At 72.0% G+C, this 18,822-nt stretch carries 18 protein-coding genes; 10 read left to right on the top strand and 8 right to left on the bottom strand.

What is annotated here, in order from left to right:
- Positions 1 to 10 precede the first annotated feature (10 nt).
- From BX285_RS11855 to BX285_RS11880, 6 genes are all read right to left on the bottom strand, one after another.
- On the bottom strand, positions 11 to 1,684 hold the full coding sequence (locus BX285_RS11855; RefSeq protein ID WP_121175089.1) for an ABC transporter ATP-binding protein: 1,674 nt from the start codon (positions 1,682 to 1,684) through the stop codon (positions 11 to 13).
- Positions 1,681 to 2,556: an ABC transporter permease gene (locus BX285_RS11860; protein ID WP_121175090.1), complete on the bottom strand. Its 876-nt coding sequence runs from the start codon at positions 2,554 to 2,556 to the stop codon at positions 1,681 to 1,683. The genes BX285_RS11855 and BX285_RS11860 overlap by 4 nt, the downstream gene beginning before the upstream one ends.
- Positions 2,553 to 3,539, bottom strand: coding sequence for an ABC transporter permease (locus tag BX285_RS11865; protein ID WP_259470503.1), 987 nt, complete (start codon positions 3,537 to 3,539; stop codon positions 2,553 to 2,555). The genes BX285_RS11860 and BX285_RS11865 overlap by 4 nt, the downstream gene beginning before the upstream one ends.
- Entirely contained in the window at positions 3,536 to 5,233 is a 1,698-nt protein-coding gene (locus tag BX285_RS11870) for an ABC transporter substrate-binding protein (RefSeq protein ID WP_121175091.1), read from the bottom strand. Before BX285_RS11870 ends, BX285_RS11865 begins: the two co-directional genes overlap by 4 nt.
- Positions 5,234 to 5,672: 439 nt before the next feature.
- Complete coding sequence (locus tag BX285_RS11875) at positions 5,673 to 6,512, bottom strand: IclR family transcriptional regulator (RefSeq protein ID WP_121175092.1); 840 nt, start codon at positions 6,510 to 6,512, stop codon at positions 5,673 to 5,675.
- A gap of 99 nt (positions 6,513 to 6,611) precedes the next feature.
- Entirely contained in the window at positions 6,612 to 7,913 is a 1,302-nt protein-coding gene (locus tag BX285_RS11880; protein WP_121175093.1) for a M14 family zinc carboxypeptidase, read from the bottom strand.
- A gap of 356 nt (positions 7,914 to 8,269) precedes the next feature.
- Here BX285_RS11880 and BX285_RS11885 point away from each other — a divergent pair, with 356 nt between their 5' ends.
- Both BX285_RS11885 and BX285_RS36810 read left to right on the top strand, forming a co-directional pair.
- On the top strand, positions 8,270 to 10,213 hold the full coding sequence (locus BX285_RS11885; protein ID WP_121175094.1) for a TIGR03960 family B12-binding radical SAM protein: 1,944 nt from the start codon (positions 8,270 to 8,272) through the stop codon (positions 10,211 to 10,213).
- Positions 10,214 to 11,476: 1,263 nt separating this feature from the next.
- Positions 11,477 to 11,941: a hypothetical protein gene (locus tag BX285_RS36810; RefSeq protein WP_147465144.1), complete on the top strand. Its 465-nt coding sequence runs from the start codon at positions 11,477 to 11,479 to the stop codon at positions 11,939 to 11,941.
- Between the two features lie 98 nt (positions 11,942 to 12,039).
- On the opposite strand, the gene BX285_RS11895 is transcribed toward BX285_RS36810, so the two are convergent.
- Positions 12,040 to 13,392, bottom strand: a complete 1,353-nt coding sequence (locus tag BX285_RS11895; protein ID WP_121175096.1) for a transcriptional regulator — start codon at positions 13,390 to 13,392, stop codon at positions 12,040 to 12,042.
- A gap of 156 nt (positions 13,393 to 13,548) precedes the next feature.
- Between BX285_RS11895 and BX285_RS11900 the strand changes: the two genes are divergently transcribed.
- From BX285_RS11900 to BX285_RS11915, 4 genes are all read left to right on the top strand, one after another.
- The gene (locus tag BX285_RS11900) at positions 13,549 to 13,998 is read left to right on the top strand and encodes an ATP-binding protein (RefSeq protein WP_398900938.1); all 450 of its coding nucleotides are present in this window, start codon (positions 13,549 to 13,551) and stop codon (positions 13,996 to 13,998) included.
- Positions 13,999 to 14,308: 310 nt separating this feature from the next.
- Positions 14,309 to 14,512: a hypothetical protein gene (locus BX285_RS11905; RefSeq protein WP_147465145.1), complete on the top strand. Its 204-nt coding sequence runs from the start codon at positions 14,309 to 14,311 to the stop codon at positions 14,510 to 14,512.
- Between the two features lie 32 nt (positions 14,513 to 14,544).
- On the top strand, positions 14,545 to 14,799 hold the full coding sequence (locus tag BX285_RS11910) for a hypothetical protein (protein ID WP_121175098.1): 255 nt from the start codon (positions 14,545 to 14,547) through the stop codon (positions 14,797 to 14,799).
- Between the two features lie 142 nt (positions 14,800 to 14,941).
- Positions 14,942 to 15,262 (top strand): hypothetical protein, encoded by a 321-nt coding sequence (locus BX285_RS11915; RefSeq protein ID WP_183107056.1) that lies wholly within the window; start codon positions 14,942 to 14,944, stop codon positions 15,260 to 15,262.
- A gap of 425 nt (positions 15,263 to 15,687) precedes the next feature.
- Here BX285_RS11915 and BX285_RS11920 read toward each other — a convergent pair whose 3' ends face one another.
- The gene (locus BX285_RS11920) at positions 15,688 to 16,476 is read right to left on the bottom strand and encodes a GntR family transcriptional regulator (RefSeq protein ID WP_121175099.1); all 789 of its coding nucleotides are present in this window, start codon (positions 16,474 to 16,476) and stop codon (positions 15,688 to 15,690) included.
- A gap of 251 nt (positions 16,477 to 16,727) precedes the next feature.
- Between BX285_RS11920 and BX285_RS11925 the strand changes: the two genes are divergently transcribed.
- Genes BX285_RS11925 through BX285_RS11940 form a run of 4 tightly spaced genes read left to right on the top strand, consistent with a single transcriptional unit; the run spans position 16,728 to position 18,788 of the window.
- The gene (locus tag BX285_RS11925; protein WP_121175100.1) at positions 16,728 to 17,081 is read left to right on the top strand and encodes a hypothetical protein; all 354 of its coding nucleotides are present in this window, start codon (positions 16,728 to 16,730) and stop codon (positions 17,079 to 17,081) included.
- A complete protein-coding gene (locus BX285_RS11930; RefSeq protein ID WP_147465146.1) occupies positions 17,081 to 17,287 on the top strand; it encodes a hypothetical protein in 207 nt (68 codons plus the stop codon). Before BX285_RS11925 ends, BX285_RS11930 begins: the two co-directional genes overlap by 1 nt.
- The gene (locus BX285_RS11935; RefSeq protein ID WP_121177455.1) at positions 17,287 to 18,588 is read left to right on the top strand and encodes an FtsK/SpoIIIE domain-containing protein; all 1,302 of its coding nucleotides are present in this window, start codon (positions 17,287 to 17,289) and stop codon (positions 18,586 to 18,588) included. The genes BX285_RS11930 and BX285_RS11935 overlap by 1 nt, the downstream gene beginning before the upstream one ends.
- Positions 18,588 to 18,788: a hypothetical protein gene (locus BX285_RS11940; RefSeq protein WP_121175102.1), complete on the top strand. Its 201-nt coding sequence runs from the start codon at positions 18,588 to 18,590 to the stop codon at positions 18,786 to 18,788. Before BX285_RS11935 ends, BX285_RS11940 begins: the two co-directional genes overlap by 1 nt.
- The last annotated feature ends 34 nt before the right edge of the window (positions 18,789 to 18,822 follow it).

Consider the following 18,822-nt stretch of genomic DNA (forward strand, 5'->3'; position numbering starts at 1 on the left):
CACCGTCGCGTCAGGCCGCCGTGGCCCGCTCGGGCAGTCGGGGCACCGCCGCCAGCAGCTGCCGGGTGTACGGGTGCTGGGGCGCGCGGAACACCCGCTCGGCCGGACCGTACTCGACCGCCCGGCCGTCCTTCATCACCAGCACCCGGTCGCTCACCTGCCGCACCACCGCGAGGTCGTGCGAGATGAACAGCATCGCCAGGCCCAGTTCGGACCGCAGCCGGGCCAGCAGCTCCAGCACCTGCGCCTGCACCGAGACGTCCAGCGCCGACACCGGCTCGTCGCACACCAGCAGCCGCGGCCCGGTGGCGAGCGCCCGGGCGATCGCCACCCGCTGGCGCTGCCCGCCGGACAGCGCCCGCGGCCGCCGTTCCAGGTGCTCCTCGCCGAGGCCCACCTGCGTCAGCAGCTCGACCGCCCGCTCCCGCCGGGCCGCGCCGCGGGCCACCCCGGCGACCGCCAGCGCCTCGGCCAGGATCCGCCGGACGGTGAAGCGCGGGTCGAAGGAGGCCAGCGGGTCCTGGTGGACCAGCTGGACCGCGGGCCGGGCCGGACGGCGCTCGCGCTCGCGCAGCGCGCTCCACGGCCGGCCGTCCAGCAGCACCTCGCCGCCGTCCGGGGCCAGCATGCCCATCGCCAGCTGGGCGGTGGTGCTCTTGCCGGAGCCGGACTCGCCGACGATGCCCAGGGTCTCGCCGGGGGCGAGGGTGAACGACACGTCGGCGACGGCCTCGCGCAGGCCGCCGTCGGGGGTGCGGTAGCGCTTCACCAGGTGGCGGGCGGTGAGGAGTCGGGCCTGGTCGGGGTCGGGGTCGGTTTCGGGGGCGGGGGCGGGGGCGGGGTCGGCTCCGGCGGGTTCGGAGACGGTCCCGGCAGCGCCGGCGGTGGCCGGCCCCGGGCGGTCCGGATCGGGGGCGGCGGCCAACAGCATCCGGGTGTACGGGTGTTCGGGCGCGCCCAGGACCTGCGCGGCCGGGCCGGTCTCCACGATCCTGCCGTCCTTCATCACCGCGATCCGGTCCGCCAGCCGGGCCACCACCGCCAGATCGTGGCTGATCAGCAGCAAGGCCGTCCCCTGGTTCTTCAACTCGCCGAGCAGGTCCAGTACTTGGGCCTGTACGGTGACGTCCAGCGCGGTGGTCGGCTCGTCCGCGATCAGCACCCGCGGCCCGGCCGCCAGCGCCGAGGCGATCAGCGCCCGCTGACGCAGCCCGCCGGACAGCTGGTGCGGGTACTGCCGGGCCCGCCCGGCCGGCTCGGGCACCCCGACGGCGCTCAGCAACTCCTCGACCCGTCCGGGCACTTCGGCCTTCGGCAGGACGCGGTGGGCGCGCAGCGGCTCGCCCACCTCGGCGCCCACCCGGCGCAGCGGATCCAGGGCGGACAGCGCGTCCTGCAGAACCAGCCCGACCGTGCGCCCCCGCACCCGGCGCCACTCCCGCTCGCCGAAGCCGGCGGCGTCCCGGCCCTCCACCAGGAACCGCTCCGCCCGTACGGCGGCACCGGGCGCGGTCAGCCCGACCAGCGTCCGGGCCGTGACGCTCTTGCCCGAACCGGACTCGCCGACCAGCGCCAGGCACTCGCCCGCCGCCAGCGCCAGCGACACCCCGGCCACCGCCGTGGTCCGCTGCCGCCCGTGGCCGAACTCGACGCTCAGGCCCTCCAGTTCGATGATCGGGGTCATGGTGTCCGTCCTTCCAGGCGGCGGTGCAGCAGTCGGCCGAGCACGGTGATCGCCACCACCACGGCGGTGATGGCGGCCCCCGGGAACACCGCGATCCACCAGGCGGTGGAGAGGAAGTCGCGGCCCTGGGAGAGCATCGCCCCCCACTCGGGGGCGGGCGCCTTGGGCCCGAGCCCCAGGAAGCTGAGCGCCGAGCCCGAGACCACGGCGGTGCCGACGGCCAGGGTCGCGGGCACCGTCAGCGGCCCCAGGGTGTTCGGCAGGACGTGCCGCAGCACCACCGCCCTCCGGGGCACCCCGAGCGCGGTCGCGGCGCGCACGTACTCCGAGCCGCGCACCACCATCGCCTGCCCCCGCACCAGCCGGGCGAAGCCGGGGGTGGCGGCGATCGCGATGGCCAGCAGCGAGTTGCCCGTGCCCGGGCCCACCACGGCGATCACCAGCAGGGCGAGCAGGAGTTCCGGCAGGGCCAGCAGGACGTCGACCGCGCGCATCGCGACCTGGTCGCCGACCCGCCCGGTCAGTGCGGCGGACAGGCCGACCAGCAGGCCCGCGAGCACGGACAGCGCGGTCGCGCCGAGCCCGATCAGCAGCGAGTAGCGGGCGCCGTACACCACCCTGGCGTACACGTCCCGGCCCAACTGGTCGGTGCCCAGCCAGTGTTCGGAGCCGGGCGGGGCGAGTGCGGCGATCGGGTCGGCCGCGGTCGGGTCGGCGTGCGCGAGCAGGCCGGGCCAGGCGCAGGCGAGCAGCGCCGCCGCCAGGACGAGCGCGGCCGGCAGCGCGCCGGGGCGTAGCCGGGCGGTCCGCCGCCCGGCCGAACGGACCGCCCGGGCGGGGGCGGCGGCCGTTCCGGTGACGGGCCGGGTCATGCCGCCACCTCCCGGACCGCCGCCGCCCCGCCGCCGCGCAGCCGGGGGTCGATCAGCAGGTAGAGCGCGTCCACCACGGTGTTCACCACCAGGTAGACCGCCGCGGACAGCAGGATCAGCCCGATCACCACCGGCAGGTCGTGCCCGGTGACCGCGTCCAGCGCCACCCGGCCCAGGCCCGGCCGGGCGAACACCGTCTCCACCAGGACCGTCCCGCCCAGCAGCCCGCCCACCAGCCAGCCGCCCAGCGTCACCGCCGGGACCAGCGCGTGCCGCAGCGCGTGCCGCCCCCGCAGCGCCAGCGGGCCGATCCCGCGCGAACGGGCGGTCAGGGCGAACGGCTCGTGCAAGGCCGACTCCAGCCCCTCCCGCAGCACCTGGGAGAGCAGCGAGCCGAACGGCACCGCCAGCGTCACCGCCGGCAGCACCAGCGACTGCCAGCCGTCCGCCCCCGCGACCGGGAACAGCCGCAGGTGGAAGGAGAACAGCGTGAGCAGCAGGACGCCCAGCCAGAACGGCGGGGTGGAGATCGCCAGCAGCTCCGCCCCGGACGCCGCGCCGCGCACCGCCCGCCGCCGCCCGGCCGTCGTCACGGCGGAGACCAGCGCCAGCAGCAGGATCAGCCCGAAGGCCGTCAGCGCCAGCGCCGCGGTCGGGCCGAGCTGCTCGCCGATGATCCGGCTCACCGGCTGCTGCTGCTGGTAGGAGCGGCCGAGGTCGCCGCCCGACAGCCGGCCGAGGAAGGTCGCGTACTGCTCCCACAGCGGCCGGTCCAGCCCGAACTCCCGGGTGATCTCGGCCCGGACGGTGTCCGAACCGGTGGTCACCGAGCCGCCGAGCAGGGTCGCGACCGGATCGCCGGGCACCAGGTGCAGCGCGAGGAAGCCGAGGGTCGCGGCGCCCCACAGCACCAGGACCGCGCCGCCCGCCCGGTGCAGCACCGTGCGGGCCGCGGTCCGGGTCAGGCCTCGGTGCCCGCTCACCTGGTCTTCCAGACGCCGGCGAACTGCGGCCAGGCGTTCGCGTCGAACACCAGGCCCTGGACGCCCTGCGCCCGCCCGACCAGGTTGGTGGTCACGTACAGCGGCAGCACCGTGGCGTGCTCGACCGCCCACCGCTCGGCCTTGGTGTAGTTCCCCTTGCGGGCCGCCGGGTCGGTGGTCGCCGCGCCCGCCCTCAGCCAGCCGTCCAGCTCCGGGTCCTTGCTGAGCGAGACGTTCTGGCCGCCTGCCGCCGGGGTGTTGGTGGAGAGGTAGAAGCCGGCCAGGACGGCCGGGTCGGCCCGCACCCAGGAGTTGTCCCACAGGTCGTAGTCGCCGCTCGCGTAGATCGTGAAGTAGGTGCCGTTGTCGATCGAGTCGCGCACCAGCTCGATCCCGGCCTTCTTCAGGTCGGCCTGGATGCCCGCCGCCAGGGTGTCGCGCTGGTCGCGCACCAGCGAGGCGATGTACGGCCAGTGCAGGGTCAGCCGCTTGCCGTCCTTCACCCGGTAGCCGTCCGCGTCCCGGGCGCTCCAGCCGGCCTCGTCCAGCAGCCGGCCGGCCGCCGCGGCGTCGTGCGGGAACGAGTCCTTCAGCCCGGCCTCGTACGCCGCCGGGGTCGTCGGGCTGAGCGGGCTCCAGGCGCGCTCGTACTCACCGAAGTAGATGCTCCTGACCAGCGCGTCCACGTCCACCGCCCGCTGGACGGCCCTGCGCACCCGCTCGTCCTGCAGCGCCCCGCGGGTCGTGTTCAGGAACAGCGAGTAGACCACGCCCGGGTTCTGCGTCCGGCTCACCTCGATGCCGTTGGCGGCCCGCACGGTGCGCACCGCCGTCACCGGCAGGGCCGCCGCGTCCACCTGGCGGCTGGTCAGGGCGCCGCTGCGGACGGAGTCCTCGGGCAGGAAGCGGATCGTCAGGCCGTCCAGGTACGGCGCGCCCTGGTTCGCGGCGCCCTCCGGGGCCCACGCGTAGGCGTCGTTGCGCCTGAACTCGACGTGGTCGTTCTTGACGTACTCGGTCTCCTTGAACGGCCCGGTGCCCACCGAGTTCGCGCCGCCCGCGCACAGCTGGTCGGCCTTCTCCGCCAGCGACTTGGGCGAGGCGATCCCCAGGTACGGGGTGGCGGCGGCCTGCAGGAACGGGACGTACGGCTCCGAGAAGGACACCCGGACGGTGTGCGGGTCGACCACCTCCGCGCCGGTGTACGGGCCGAGCAGGCTGGCCGCGTACAGCGACTTGGTCCTCGGGTCCTTGATGTGGTCCAGGTTGGCCTTCACGGCGGCGGCGTCGAACACCGTGCCGTCGTGGAAGGCGACGCCGTCGCGCAGCCGGAAGGTGTACGTCCGCGCGTCCGGCGAGACCTGCCAGGACTTCGCCAGCCACGGGTGGAAGCCGCCCTTGTCGTCCAGGTACACCAGCGAGTCGAAGACGTTGCGCTGGATCACGGCCGTCACGTCGCCGGGGCTGACGTGCGGGTCCAGGCAGGACGTGCCCACCGCCACCGCGTACTTCAGGGTGCCGCCGCGCACCGGTGCCGCGGCCGGGCCCGCGCCCGTCCCGGTCGGGCCGGCGGAGGAGCAGCCCGCGAGCAGCACGGCCGCCAGGCCGGCGGCGGGCACGGCCGGGGGGACGGCGAACGGGCGGGGGGAGCGTCGGGGGGAGCGCTGGGCGGCGGGCACGGGTCTGCTGGGCATGCGGGGCTCCTTGGTGGTGCCGGTGGAGGGCGTACGGGACCGCCGCCGGGCGCGCGGGGGCGGCGCACGGCGGGGTGGGGAGGGGAAGCGGTTCGGCTCGGACCGTCGACGAAGGTCGGGCCTGGGGCCTGGGGCCTGGGGCCTGGGGCCTGGGGCCTTGGGGGCGGGGGCATTGGGCCGGGGGCCTGGGGTCGGGCGCGGTGCCGGTGCGGGTGCCGGGCCGGTGTCAGGCCCGGCGTGGGCGCCGGTTCAGACCCCGGCGCGGTCGAGGACGCGACATCGGCCGCGGGCGGGGCACCGGACCGCCGGCGAGGCGACGCCCCGCGCGGCCAGGGTCCTGCCACCGCTGCTGTGCACTGCGTTCTCCGATGCCTGAGCCGTCCGCCCGTTTCGCGCACCAGGGTGCCCGTCGGCGGCGGTTCCTGGCCACCGCGGCGTTTCACCCAGTGGAAGCCGCGTTCCCCGCCGCGTTCCCCGCCGTGTTCCCCGCCGCCCGCTCCGCCACCACCGAGCGCGCCACCTCGGCCGCCATCAGCCGCCCGGCCTCGCGCAGCCGCCCCTCGTACCGGGCCGGGTCCACCGGGGCCGGCACCACCAGCCCCAACGCGGCCAGCAGCGAACCGTCCGGGTGGAACACCGGCACGGCCGCCGCCCCGTACGCCGGCTGCATCTCCCGCCGCGCGTACCCGACACCCCCGCGCCGCACCGCTGCCAGCTCCCGGGCCAGCCGGCCCGGCGCCACCACGGTGTACCGGGTGTGCCGCGCCCCCGCCGCGGCCAGACCCGCCGTCACCTCCCGCACCAGCGCCTCCGGCGCGAAGGCCAGCAGCACCCGGCCCACCGCGGTGGCGTGCAGGTCCATCCGCCCGCCCACCCGCACCTGGAACGGCGAGGACTGCACCGCCGCGCCCGGCAGCCGGTCCAGCAGCAGCGCCGAACGGCCGTCCAGCGCCGCCACCAGCGCCGTCTGCCCGGTCCGCTCGTGCAGCTCCTGCAGGGCCGGCTGCGCCAGCTCACGGATCCGCCGCAGGCACGGCGCCAGCGCCCCCAGCGACCACAGCCGCCGCCCCAACCGGTACCCGCCGTCCCGCTGCCGCTCCAGCGCACCCCAGGCGACCAGCTCGCGCACCATCCGCAGCGCGGTGGGCGCCGGCAGGTCCGCGTGCCGGGCGATCTCGGCCAGCCGCAGCGACTCCCGCTCCCCGTCGAAGGCCTCCAGCACCGCGAACACCCGCCCGGCCACCGACCGCCCCCCGGCCTCACCCGAGTTCCCCGCCATCGCCCCACCCTCCGCCGCCCGGCCCGCGCCCTTCCCCCGCCCCAACACCCTTGCCCCGCACGGTGATTCCGGCAGGCCCGGCGACACCCGCGGCCCGGGTCAGAGGAGGCAGTCGGCGGTGGTGAGGACCGCACGGGTCTGGTGGGCGAGCTGTTCCTGGACGGGCACCCAGCGGGCGCCGAAGCGGTGGCGCAGGCGGTCGAGGCTGTCGGAGACGACGGCGCGGGCCCGGTCGCGGGCGGTGTCGGCGGCCGGGCCGCGGGCGTCGGCGAGCAGCCGAAGCAGGATCGAGGCGACCCGCAGCGGCACGCGGGCGGCGACCAGGCCGAGGGTGGTCACCCGGGAGGCGGTGAGCGGCTGGTCGGACCAGCGCTCCAGCCACTCCTCGGCCACCCGCGGGGCCACCGCCAGGCTGAACTCGGCGGTGCGCAGCAGCGGCCCGTACGCCCCGCCCGCGCCGCCCCCGTGCGCCGGCACGTGGGCGAGCAGCGCGGTCAGCTCCTCGGCGCGGGCGGTGAGGTCCCGCGCGGCGGCGCCGAGGGCCCGTGCCGCGGCGGGGTGGGGGCGGGCGTCGCCGACCGCGTCGACGGCCCACATCGGGACCTCCAGGACGGCGGTGACCGCGCCGTACCGGGCGGCGTGGGCCCAGGTGGAGAGCCCGGGCTCGTCCGGCAGTGCCCGGGAGACCTCGGTGCTGCCGGGAGCCGGCATCAGGTAGGTGCCGGGGGAGGGGCTGGCCCAGCCGATCGCGTCGTAGGAGTCCACGTCGAGCGGCAGCCCGGCCCGTTCGGCGGAGCGGGCGAAGCGCTCGGCGAGGCCGGGGACGGGGCCGGTGAGCTGGACGAAGGCCCCGCCGAAGTCCACCCCGTGCAGCGAGCACTGCAGGAACGGGCGCAGCTCGTCGATCAGACCGGTCAGCGCCAGGCTCTCCGGCATCGGCGCGCGGCCGGAGCCGGGAGCGGGCAGCAGTTCGGGCTGCTCCTCGAAGGCGGGGCGGAAGAAGTGCTCGTAGTGGCGGCGCATCGTGAGCGGGCCGTCGAGCCAGCCGGCGTTGAGCGCGGCGCCGTCCGGGTCGAGGCAGAGCAGCAGGTGCCAGGAGAGGCCGGGGCGGGCGGGGCGTTCCAGCAGCACCTCGGCCAGTCGGACGGCTCCGGCGGTGCCGATCGGCTCGTTGGGGTGCGGGCCGCCGACCACCAGCACGGCGCGCGGGCCGCGGTCGACGGAGAGCAGCAGCAGCGGGCGCCCGGCCCGGGAGCGGCCCACCTCGCGCAGCCGGCAGCGGTCCGGGTGGCGCAGGGCGAGCCGTCGGGCGGCGGCCTCGGCCTGCGCCTGCGTGGGGTAGCGGGCCGGCCGGGCGTCGAGGGTCCGGAGGGCGCGGATCCGCCGGCCGGTGTCGGTCATGGTTCTCCTTGCGCCGGTCGTGCGGCCGCCGGGGCGCGGCGGGAGGGGGCAGCGCCGGGGGAACTCCGATGAGGGCCGAGCGTACGACCCAACTTCCTTGTCCGGAAGGGGTGCAGAATGTGTGCACGATTCTTGGCGGAGCCCTGTCAGTACCGCACGGGCCCTCCGGGCGTGTCAACGGCGGACGGCGCCGGGCGAACACGGGCGCACCGCGCGTGCCGGACGCCCGGGGCGCGCCCGACCGCGGAGGCCGTGATCCGCGGCAGACGGCCCGTTCCCCGGATTGGGCTACCCTTGAGGGTCACCCCTCCCGTGCTGCTCGCGGCACCGAATCACGTCGTAAGGGTTCCTAGTACATGACTGTCGAATCGGTCTTCCCACGCCTGGAGGCCCTCCTCCCGCACGTCCAGAAGCCGATCCAGTACGTCGGCGGCGAGCTCAACTCGACCGTCAAGGACTGGGACGCCTGCGACGTCCGTTGGGCGCTGATGTACCCCGACGCCTACGAGGTCGGGCTGCCCAACCAGGGCGTCATGATCCTCTACGAGGTGCTGAACGAGCGCGAGGGCGTGCTCGCCGAGCGCACCTACAGCGTCTGGCCGGACCTCGAAGCGCTGATGCGCGAGCACGGCGTCCCGCAGTTCACCGTCGACGCCCACCGCCCGGTGAAGGCCTTCGACGTGTTCGGCCTGTCGTTCTCCACCGAGCTCGGCTACACCAACATGCTGACCGCGCTCGACCTGGCCGGCATCCCGCTGGAGGCCAAGGACCGCACCGACGAGGACCCGATCGTCCTCGCGGGCGGCCACGCGGCGTTCAACCCGGAGCCGATCGCGGACTTCCTGGACGCGGCGGTCGTCGGCGACGGCGAGCAGGCCGTCCTCGACATGACCGAGATCATCCGCGCCTGGAAGGCCGAGGGCCGCCCCGGCGGGCGCGACGAGGTGCTGCTGCGCCTGGCCCGCACCGGCGGGTTCTACGTGCCGAAGTTCTACGACGTGGAGTACCTGGCCGACGGCCGGATCGCCCGCGTCGTGCCGAACGCCCCCGGCGTGCCGTGGCGGGTGTCCAAGCACACCGTGATGGACCTGGACGAGTGGCCGTACCCGAAGCAGCCGCTGGTCCCGCTCGCGGAGACGGTGCACGAGCGGATGTCCGTGGAGATCTTCCGCGGCTGCACCCGCGGCTGCCGCTTCTGCCAGGCCGGCATGATCACGCGCCCCGTGCGGGAGCGAAGCATCACCGGCATCGGCGAGATGGTCGAGCGCGGGCTGAAGGCGACCGGCTTCGAGGAGGTCGGCCTGCTGTCGCTGTCCAGCGCCGACCACACCGAGATCGGCGACATCGCCAAGGGCCTCGCGGACCGCTACAGCGAGGACAAGATCGGCCTGTCGCTGCCGTCCACCCGGGTCGACGCCTTCAACATCGACCTCGCCAACGAGCTGTCCCGCAACGGGCGCCGCTCCGGCCTCACCTTCGCCCCCGAGGGCGGCAGCGAGCGCATGCGCAAGGTGATCAACAAGATGGTGTCGGAGGAGGACCTGATCCGCACCGTCGCCACCGCCTACGGCAACGGCTGGCGCCAGGTGAAGCTGTACTTCATGTGCGGCCTGCCGACCGAGACCGACGAGGACGTGCTCCAGATCGGCGAGATGGCGAAGAACGTCATCCAGAAGGGCCGCGAGGTCACCGGCCAGAACGACATCCGCTGCACCGTCTCCATCGGCGGGTTCGTGCCCAAGCCGCACACCCCGTTCCAGTGGGCCCCGCAGCTGTCCGCCGAGGCCACCGACGCCCGCCTGGCCAAGCTGCGCGACTCCATCCGCGGCGACCGCAAGTACGGCAAGAACATCGGCTACCGCTACCACGACGGCAAGCCGGGCATCGTCGAGGGCCTGCTCTCCCGCGGCGACCGCCGGGTCGGCGCGATCATCCGCGCCGTCTACGAGGACGGCGGCCGCTTCGACGGCTGGCGCGAGTACTTCTCGTACGACCGCTGGATGGCCTGCGCCGAGAAGGGCCTGGCCGGCACCGGCGTCGACGTCGACTGGTACACCACCCGCGAGCGCACCTACGAGGAGGTGCTGCCCTGGGACCACCTGGACAGCGGCCTCGACAAGGACTGGCTCTGGGAGGACTGGCAGGACGCCCTCGAAGAGGTCGAGGTCGACGACTGCCGCTGGACCCCGTGCTTCGACTGCGGCGTCTGCCCCCAGATGCAGACGGCCATACAAATCGGCCCGACGGGCAAGAAGCTGCTCCCGCTGAGCGTCGTCAACGGCGCTGACCAGCAGAAGTAGCCGACGACGTGGGTGACACAGTGAGCGAGCTGTGTGACTTACTTCACAGCCTTCCGGAGGGTGAGCGGGAGCTCGTCCTGGGCGCGCTCCACATGACGCGCGCCCAGGACGGGCCCGCCCCCGCCGCCGGGAAGGCCCGGCAAGGCGGCCAGAGGACCCCTCTGCCCGCCGCCAGGAGCGCCCCGGGCATCGAGTCCTCGATCGAGTGGATCTGAGGCCTTGAGGCCACGCGTAGAGCCCTCCCCGATCCGATACGGTCGGGGAGGGCTCTTGTGCTTCTTGGGTGCTTCCCACCTTCGAGTGATAGCCGACCGCCGTCAGCTACTCACTAGGAGTGGCAGGTGCGCGCTGGCCGAGTTGGACAGACTCTCAGATGGCCATCCCTGACTGGCCCGTTTGACGCCGCGACTCATGGTGCCGTTCCGGGCGCGGCCATGCCCCAGCGTGAGTAGATGCGGACGTTCCGGCTCGTGATAGTCATCGTCCTTGACACGGTCGCGGGCGAGGTAGGGAGTGCGGAGCGCCGTCCCGTGGCCAACTGGCCTGGGCTGCGCTCTGTCTTTACCGCTGGTCCCTGATGCGCGCTGCCCAGCCCAGGGCCGGGAGAGTGGGTCTGCCATTTGCGAGATGGAATTGGTAGATGCAATCTGAGAGGGGACGGTTCGCCCCTGTGAGTTTGGTGAATGGCCGACCTTTGAACGTACGGTGGAGGACAGAGCCTGCATTGCATCGGGCTGGGCCTTGATTCTCGTGCCGTGGGAGCAAACTATGCACAAAAAACCTTGGGCGCTTATCGCAGAAAAGCGGGCGGATCGTATAGGGCGCGACGCCGTGACCGCCAGGCTTAGTTCTCTCAATTGGGGGGTGCTTCAGGAACTCCAATACGCGTATGTTGCAGATAGCGTGGCCGCCGTCCGCTCGGCAGTGGAAAAAACACGGAACTGGCCGCCATGGAGCATTGCCAGGCAACGGGAGTCCGTGCAAACCCTTGTCCATGCTGCCGAAATGTCAGTTCTCCCAGTCTTGACTGAAATTCAACTGCAAGCTGAGCTGCCCAGGATGCAGCGCTCAATTGATGACTATCTGCCCAGAGAGGATCTTCGGCGGGCGTGGGTCGATGAGTGCCTGGGGGGCCGAATCAAGGAATGCTCCCCGCATGGCGGCCGTGTGACCGATTATGAGCGTGAGCGTCTATCCTCCGCTTTGAGCTGGGCATACTATGTCAACAGTCTCAATCGTGCACGCCTTATATCCTTCCATCGGATGCTGGTCTGGGCGGCGGTGGCACTCTTCGCAATACTCGTGGCTCTCTCGCTTGTTCAGGTTTATGTCTGGCCGCACGTACAGATTGTGTGCCCATCTGTATGTCCCACAAGCGGCGGGGGTGAATCGCGTCGAGGTGACGTGGTTATCGTTGCGATTTTCGGGGTTATCGGTGGAGCCCTTGCCGCGGTGCGGGCGATAGCAAGCGCGCGTCGAGCGATTGATCCATATGCCATCCATGCAGCCCAGGCATTTCTCAAGGCAATGGCGGGAGGGGTTACGGCAATTGTGGGGGTCATGCTGCTCAGTGCAGCTAGTATTAAAGCTCAGAACTCTATCCAGGTCCTGTCCTTCGCTATCGTTTTCGGCTACTCGGAGGAGCTGGTTACTCACATGATTTCAAAGAGGGAGGAGGCGCTTCTGAAATCTGCCGTACCTAGCGTGCCGGAAGGAGAGCGGAATTGATGATCGGCACGCGATCCTGCAACACCCGTCATCGAGCGCAACGACAGTCGAGCCCTTCCCCTTGCGGGAGAGGGCTCAACTCGACTGGGGGCGCTCGCTCAGGCTGCCAGTAGTTCGCGTGCTCGGTCGTTGAAGTCGGCGACGAGAGCGTGGCGGCCGAAAGGCACCATCTGCTGCTTGAGGTTCTGCACGGCCTCGACGGCGCGGGACGACTTGACCTGGCTGGTCAGCCTGAGCGTCCGCAGGCCGGCCGCGTGGGCGGCTTCGAGGTCTCGGCGCTGGAGGTGCGAGACGGCGAGGGCCGCTTGTGACATCGCGCCGCGACGGGCCCGCTTCTGGGCCGTGGCGTGCTCGATGGAGAGGCGGGCGTAACGCTCGGACTCGGTGGCATCGCCGAGATCCTGGAAGGTGTGGGCGTGCTCGCCGTTGAGGTAGGCCGGGTCGATGAACCGGGCCCACTCGGCCTCGTTGTCGAGCTGGACGTTCTCGTAGGCCTTCTCCGAGGCGACGACGGCCTGAGCTGCCGCACGCTTCTCGCCGAGCTTGGCAAGTGCCCGGCCTTCGAGTGCCCAGAGATCTGCCAGGCACGCGTCCGACTCCGGCGTCCTGGAGAGCCCCGCGCGCCCGGCCTGGGCGAGACGTCGGCCCTCGTCCGGGTGCCCGAGCAGCGTGGCCTGATCGGCCATGCCGGCGAGCACGTGGGCGCCGAGTGCCGGGTTCCCGGACTCCTCGGCAAGGCGGAGAGACTGGATCAGGTACCGCTGTGCCGGTCCGTGTTCGCCGTTGTCGTACGCCATCCACCCGAGCAGGTAGGTCTGCTCCGCGGCGGCTTCGGACAGTGCACGGCGGATCTCTTCGGTGTGGGTCTGCCGCAGCAGCGGGAACACGTGCTCGTTCATGTAGGCGGCGAGGGCCAGGCGACCTGATCCGCCGCCCTGGAAGATGTCCATCTGCTGGAACGCGCCGAACATGTTCTTCACGGCGGTCACGTCTTCCAGTTGGACCCGCCGGCCGGGCTTCGGTGCCTGGTCGAGTGTCTGGAGCAGCCAGTCGCGAGACGGCCCGACAGCTGCCGCGACAGCGAATGTCGATCCGGTCAGGAACTTCCGTCGATCCACGTCGGCCCTCCCAAGGTCTGCAACAGCCTCCACCGTAGCGGGGTAGGACTGGTTGTAGACAAGGGCTCGGTCCGCGACGGACGAAGTCTCAAGCCCGAGGTCGTACGCGGTGACCCGGTAGCCGAAGTGGGACGAGAACACGTCGGACAGGATGTCCGGGACCGGCCAGCGGGGAGTCTGGCCGTCAAGCCATCGCTTGACGCTGGACGGGTCCGATGAGACGTGGTTGTGGCCGCACTCGGCTGCCTTCGAGCGGACCCGGCGGGCGAGTTCGCCGAGTGACCATCCGGTTCGTCCCAACCAGTCGGCGAGTTGAGCGTTCGGTGTCTTCAAGATCGTTCCCCTGTCGGTGTTCTGACGCCCATTCACAACGGTTCAACACCCCCTACGACATTACTCCGACCTGGCCCGGCGGTGTTGTCTGAAGCGGAAGGTCCGTACGGCTGCTTCGTGGACCGAGCGAGTTGGGCGAGGGTTGGGGCGGATGTGGTGAACAGGGCAGGTACATCGGCTGGGGCGTCGGTATCTCCGCCCGCGCCGTCGGCGTTCTTCTGGCTGCCGCGTCACCGGCGGTCGGTCGGTGAGGCGCGGTGGCTGTTGCAGGACTTCCTGCGCGGCGTTCCGGGCGGCGTCGACCTCATGGACAGCAGTGAGCTCGTGGTCTCCGAGCTGGTGACCAACGCGGTGCTGCACGCCCGGGTGCCCAAGGGCCGGCGGATCGCCGTGCGCTTCGAGAGCGTGTGCGGGCACCTCCGGATCGAGGTGCACGACGCGAGCAGCGAGAAGCCGGCCATCCGGCGGTCAGCCGCCCCGGACGACAGCTCCGGGCGGGGACTCTGCCTGGTGGAGGACCTGTCCGTCGAGTGGGGCTGTGCGGTCCGGCCGGAAGGCATCGGAAAGATCGTTTGGGCCCTGGTCGGCCCGGAAGGTGGTGCGTGATGAAGCGGGGAAGGCCGGGCGGGTTGGCGGCAGCGCGGTGCCACTACTGCGGCGCGGGGCTGCTGAAGGCGGTGACCCGAACCATCGTGGTGAACGGTCGGGCGGTTGGCGTCCACGTGTGGCACCCGCGTCGTACGGGGGAGGTGTCGGGGAAGTGATGCCGCTTGGAGACCGTGGTACGCCGGGGACGGAACTGGTCCTGGCGGCCGGCGGTGCTGTGTCGGATGCGGCCTCGTCGTACCCGTTCCCGGTCGTCGCGGAAGTTCGAGGAGTGACGGGGCCTGCCCGGTTCAGCAGGTTGGCGGACGCGATGGACGCACTCCTGAGGACGCTCGGGGCGCTGCCGCTCAGCGCGGACCAGCAAGGCTACTTCGCCGAGCTGTTCGGCCCCTCGGAAGTGCAGTCGATCGGGCATCGGCTCGCGACGCACGGGGAGGTGCGGGCTCTGGCCTTCCTCGACCTGACCCCGACCGTGGTCCTCCTGTATCCGGCCGATTCCGGGGCGCCCCGGTGATCCGCCGGGCGCGGGCTTGGAGGGAGCGGGTCATGACCTGGTGGCTCCTGGACGGCCAGTTCTCGCGGATGGTCCGGGCGGTCTCGCCGGGGCGTCGTGCCGCGCACCGAGAGGTGGCGCAATGGTGCGCCGAGCCGGGATTTCTCGACGGCTTCCGGGCGGACCTGATGTGGCGGGTCCGGCGAGAGAGGAGCGGAGTCGATGATCCGCTACTCGGCCTGAGTGAGGAGGTGTTGTTCCGGCGGATCTTCGGGTGCGACGCCGAAGACGGCGGGGCAACGCGATAAGGCCTGGCTTGATCAGGGACAACTGAAGACGTGCCGGACCACCCCGAGACCTTGGCGGGGATGGGGTGGTCCGGTGGGTCGGAACCCGGTGCCGATGGTATCGGGCTCCTCGGCATGTCCGTGCACGGATGAGCTGTTTCGGTTGCAGATCAAGGGAGTTGAAGCGCTGTTGGACGGGGACGACGACTTCGGTGCGGAGTTGGCGGCGAGCCTCGACCCGGACTCGTGGGTGTGGTTGCCGGGCGTGGACTACGCGGCCGGGTGGAGAGCCGCGCGGCGGACAGCGGACGAGCTGAACGGGTTGCTTGGCCTGTGCGGGGTGGAGCGTGCGACGTTGCGGGCAATCGCTGACACCGATGCCCAGGGCGGGCCGGTGGTGCGGCTGGAGGGTGTCGCCGAGGGGTGGTTGAGCCTTGAGGAGCTGTTGTGTCTGGCGGCTCATGCGCGGCGGGCGGGTGCGTGACTACGGGCGGCGGGGGGAAGCTTTGGGCGGTGTCCTTGCGGGGTTGGGGTCGGGCATGGTCGGGGGGCCGTAAGCTGCTGCGACTCGGTCAGGGCTTTTGGGCCTGACCGCAGTATGGCCGAGTGGCCCCCCGTCCTTGCCCGACGCGGGCCCCGGCCCGGCAAGGTGCGTAAAGCTTCCCGCCGCCGGCCACCAGCCACCGCGCGGCAGCGAGCGGGACTGAGAGCCTTCTGTCTGCCGAGTGGTGAAGCATTCGTGGGCGGGCCAGGCGCCCGGCCCGGAACGGCCGCAAGGCCGCATGCCCGGCCGGGGCGGCTGGGGCCGCCCGGCGGCGCGGATGCGCCGCCGCTTGAGTAAGTGAAGAAGAGTTGCGACAGCCCCCAACCCGTTGTCAGGGCGTGGGGGCTGATCGGTACGGCTGGTGCTCAGCGGGCGGTCTTGGCTGTCCGGGCGGCGCGCCTGGGCTTGGTGGCCTCGATGTCGTAGGTCAGGCCGGTGGTTTCGGCGCCGAGCCGGAGTTCTTCGAGCAGCAGGGGCAGGCCTGTGGCCTGGTCGTAGGTGATGCGGTGGGCGACCAGTAGGACGGCGGCCTCGGAGAGGCGTAGGGCCTCGCGCTCGTCGGGCTGGGGAACGCGGGCGCTGACCCGTTCGCGCCAGGCGAGTTCGTGGCCGGCGGTGGTCAGCGTCGTGTAGGCCTCGGCCGGTGTCACGCCTGGCTGCTGGGCGAGCGGCGTGCCCTCGATGCGTTCCATCGGCAGCATCAGGCGGTGCAGGGCGCGGCTGTCGCCGGAAGGTTCGGTGAGCAGGCGGTCGCAGCCGAGCATGAGTTCGTCCTGCTGCATTTCCAGCAGTGGAGCCGTGATCGCGTCCGTGCGCGTGCGGTAGACGCTCGGCTCTTCGCCGGTCCCGAACCAGGCGTCGGTGGGTGTTTCGAAGACGCCACTTCGGAGGCTGACCGTGCGCTCCATGGCGCTGGCGGGGCCGTGGACCGTGGTGCGGACGAAGGTTCCGCGCCCCTGCTTGACGTCCAACTGGCCTTCGCTGCGCAGAGCGGCGACGGCGAGACGGACGGTGGGGCGGGAAACGCCGTACTTCTGGGCGAGGTCGGTCTCCGTGGGCAGCTGCGTGCCGGGTGGCCATTCGCCGCCGGCGATCGCCTGCCGCATCGCCGCTGCCACCTGCTTGTGCAGTGCCTCGTTCCGGATGATCGCCATGGTGTTGACCCCTTGGTGCGGGCGCCGGGGAGGCCCGCTTCGCGTATGTCGTGTCGTTTTCGAGGGTTCGGGTGTGGTCGTTTGCCCTGCTCGGGCGGCATCTCTATGTCTGTCGTCAGTCGCTAGGCGTTAAACGTAAGCATGAATCGCTTGCGTCGGGGCGTCAAGGAGGGGCATCATCGAGCGAGCAAAGGTAAGTACGTTTGACATCTGACGTCATGCGGCCTTTGGTGACCCTGGAGCGTGCACTCATGCAGTCCATCCCCGTCGACATGACCCGCCTGGGCACGATGACCTGCATCGTCGCCCCCGAAGCGCGGATCGCGAACCGCGAGACCGGCGAGATCAGGAAGAACCGCGACGGCCAGACCATGTACACGGTCGGCGTCGCGGTCCGCCAGGACGGCCGGCGGGCATCGATCATCGAGATCAGCGTCCCGGGAGAGCCGGCCGGCGTGGTCGAAGGCGTACGGGTGCACGTCACCGGCCTGACCGCCTTCTCGTGGGCGATGGGGGACCGGCACGGCCTGTCCTTCCGCGCCGACGCCATCACCCCCGCCCCGGCCCCGGCCCCGGCCGGCTCGCGCAAGGGCGGCGACGCCTGATGAGCGGCGCGACGCGCGTGAAGCTGCGCGGCCTGCTGCGCGAACTCGGCGACCTGGCCGAAGAGGTCGACCCGTTCGCCCACGACGACAGCGGCGCCCCGCTCTTCGACCACATCGCCAAGGTCGCCACCAAGGCGGCCGGACAGGCCCGTGACCTGGAGACCGAAGCACACAACACCGCGATGGAGAACGGGGGTCGGCCGTGATCGTTCTCCAGCTCCTCTGGCTGGCACTCCTGGCCGCGGTGCTGATCCTGCTCAGCACGGCACCGGGCCTGCGGCGCAACTACCCGTACGTGTGGTGGTGCCTGCTCGGCTACCCGGTCACGGTCGTCCGGGTCCGGGTGACGTGGCGGCGGCTGACCACGAACCTCGGCCTCGCGGTGGCCAAACGTCCCGGGCGTGCGCTGCTCGGAGACATGGTGGTGCGCGGTGATCCGCTACGGCCGGCCCCGCCCCGCATCGGTGTGCCGAAGCTGAGGCGCGGCGGCCTGGACGTGACGGTGAGGCTGCACCCCGGGCAGGTACCCGACCACTTCCACTCGGCCGTCGAAGCGCTCACCCATGCATGGCGGGTCCACGCCGTCCGGCTTGCGTCCGACGATCGGGGCTTCGTCACCCTGTCCGCGCTCGCCTGGGATCCGCTCCGGACGCCCGTCGTGCCCTACCAGCTGAAGCAGCGCGCCCTGCGCGCGGTGGTCGGCCTGCTGGAAGACGGCCGGGCCTGGGCCATCGACTTCCGGAGAGCGCCGCACTGGCTGGTCGTCGGCGCAACCCGCTCCGGCAAGTCCACCCTCATCGCCGCCCTGGTGAAGGAACTCGCTCCGCAACGCGTCGCTCTGTTCGGCATCGACCTCAAGGGCGGCATGGAACTGTCGCTCTTCGAAGACCGCCTGTCCGCCCTGGCCTCCACTCGGACGGAAGCGGCGCGACTCCTGGCCGAACTGGTCGCCGAGATCGAGGCGCGGATGGAACTGTGCCGCACGGTCGGGGCCCGCTCGATCTGGGACCTCCCGGCCAAGCTCCGCAAGGTGCCCATCGTCGTCATCGTTGACGAAGTCGCGGAGCTGTACCTGATGGCCACACGGGAGGACAAGGCGGAGGTCGCGGAGATCTCCACCAACCTCCTGCGACTCGCCCAACTCGGCGCGGCCCTCGGCCTCCACCTGGTCATCGCCGGACAGCGTGTCGGCTCCGACCTCGGCCCCGGCGTCACCGCCCTCCGCGCCCAGTTGGCCGGCCGCATCTGCCACCGGGTGAGCGACCCCGGCACGGCAGAGATGGCACTCGGCGACCTCAACAAGGACGCACTCGAAGCCGCCCAGCGCATCACCCTCGCCGAACAGGGCGTCGCCATCACCGCCGACACCGACGGTCAGTGGACCCGGGCCCGCTCGATCCACGTCACCCCCGACCAGGCCCGCCGAACCGCCACAAAGTACGCCCACCTCGCTCCCGCCTGGCCCGGCCTCCACGTCGATGAGCCGACCGAAGGGGTCTACCTCTGATGAGCAACGGTGCCGCCCTCACCCTGATCGCCTTCCTGGCCCTCGCCACCTTCCTGCTGGTCCGCTCCGGCGAACTGCGCTTCTGGCAGGTCCTGCTGGTCGGCGTACTCGCCATCTACCTCGACCGCATCGGCTGGACCGACCCGATCGTCTACGCCGTCACCTGGATCGTCCAAGGCCTCACCCACACCACCACCTGAAAGACGTGATCACCGTGCCAACCCACCCAGCCCC

This window comes from Streptomyces sp. 1114.5 (genome assembly GCF_003635085.1).
GTDB lineage: Bacteria > Actinomycetota > Actinomycetes > Streptomycetales > Streptomycetaceae > Kitasatospora.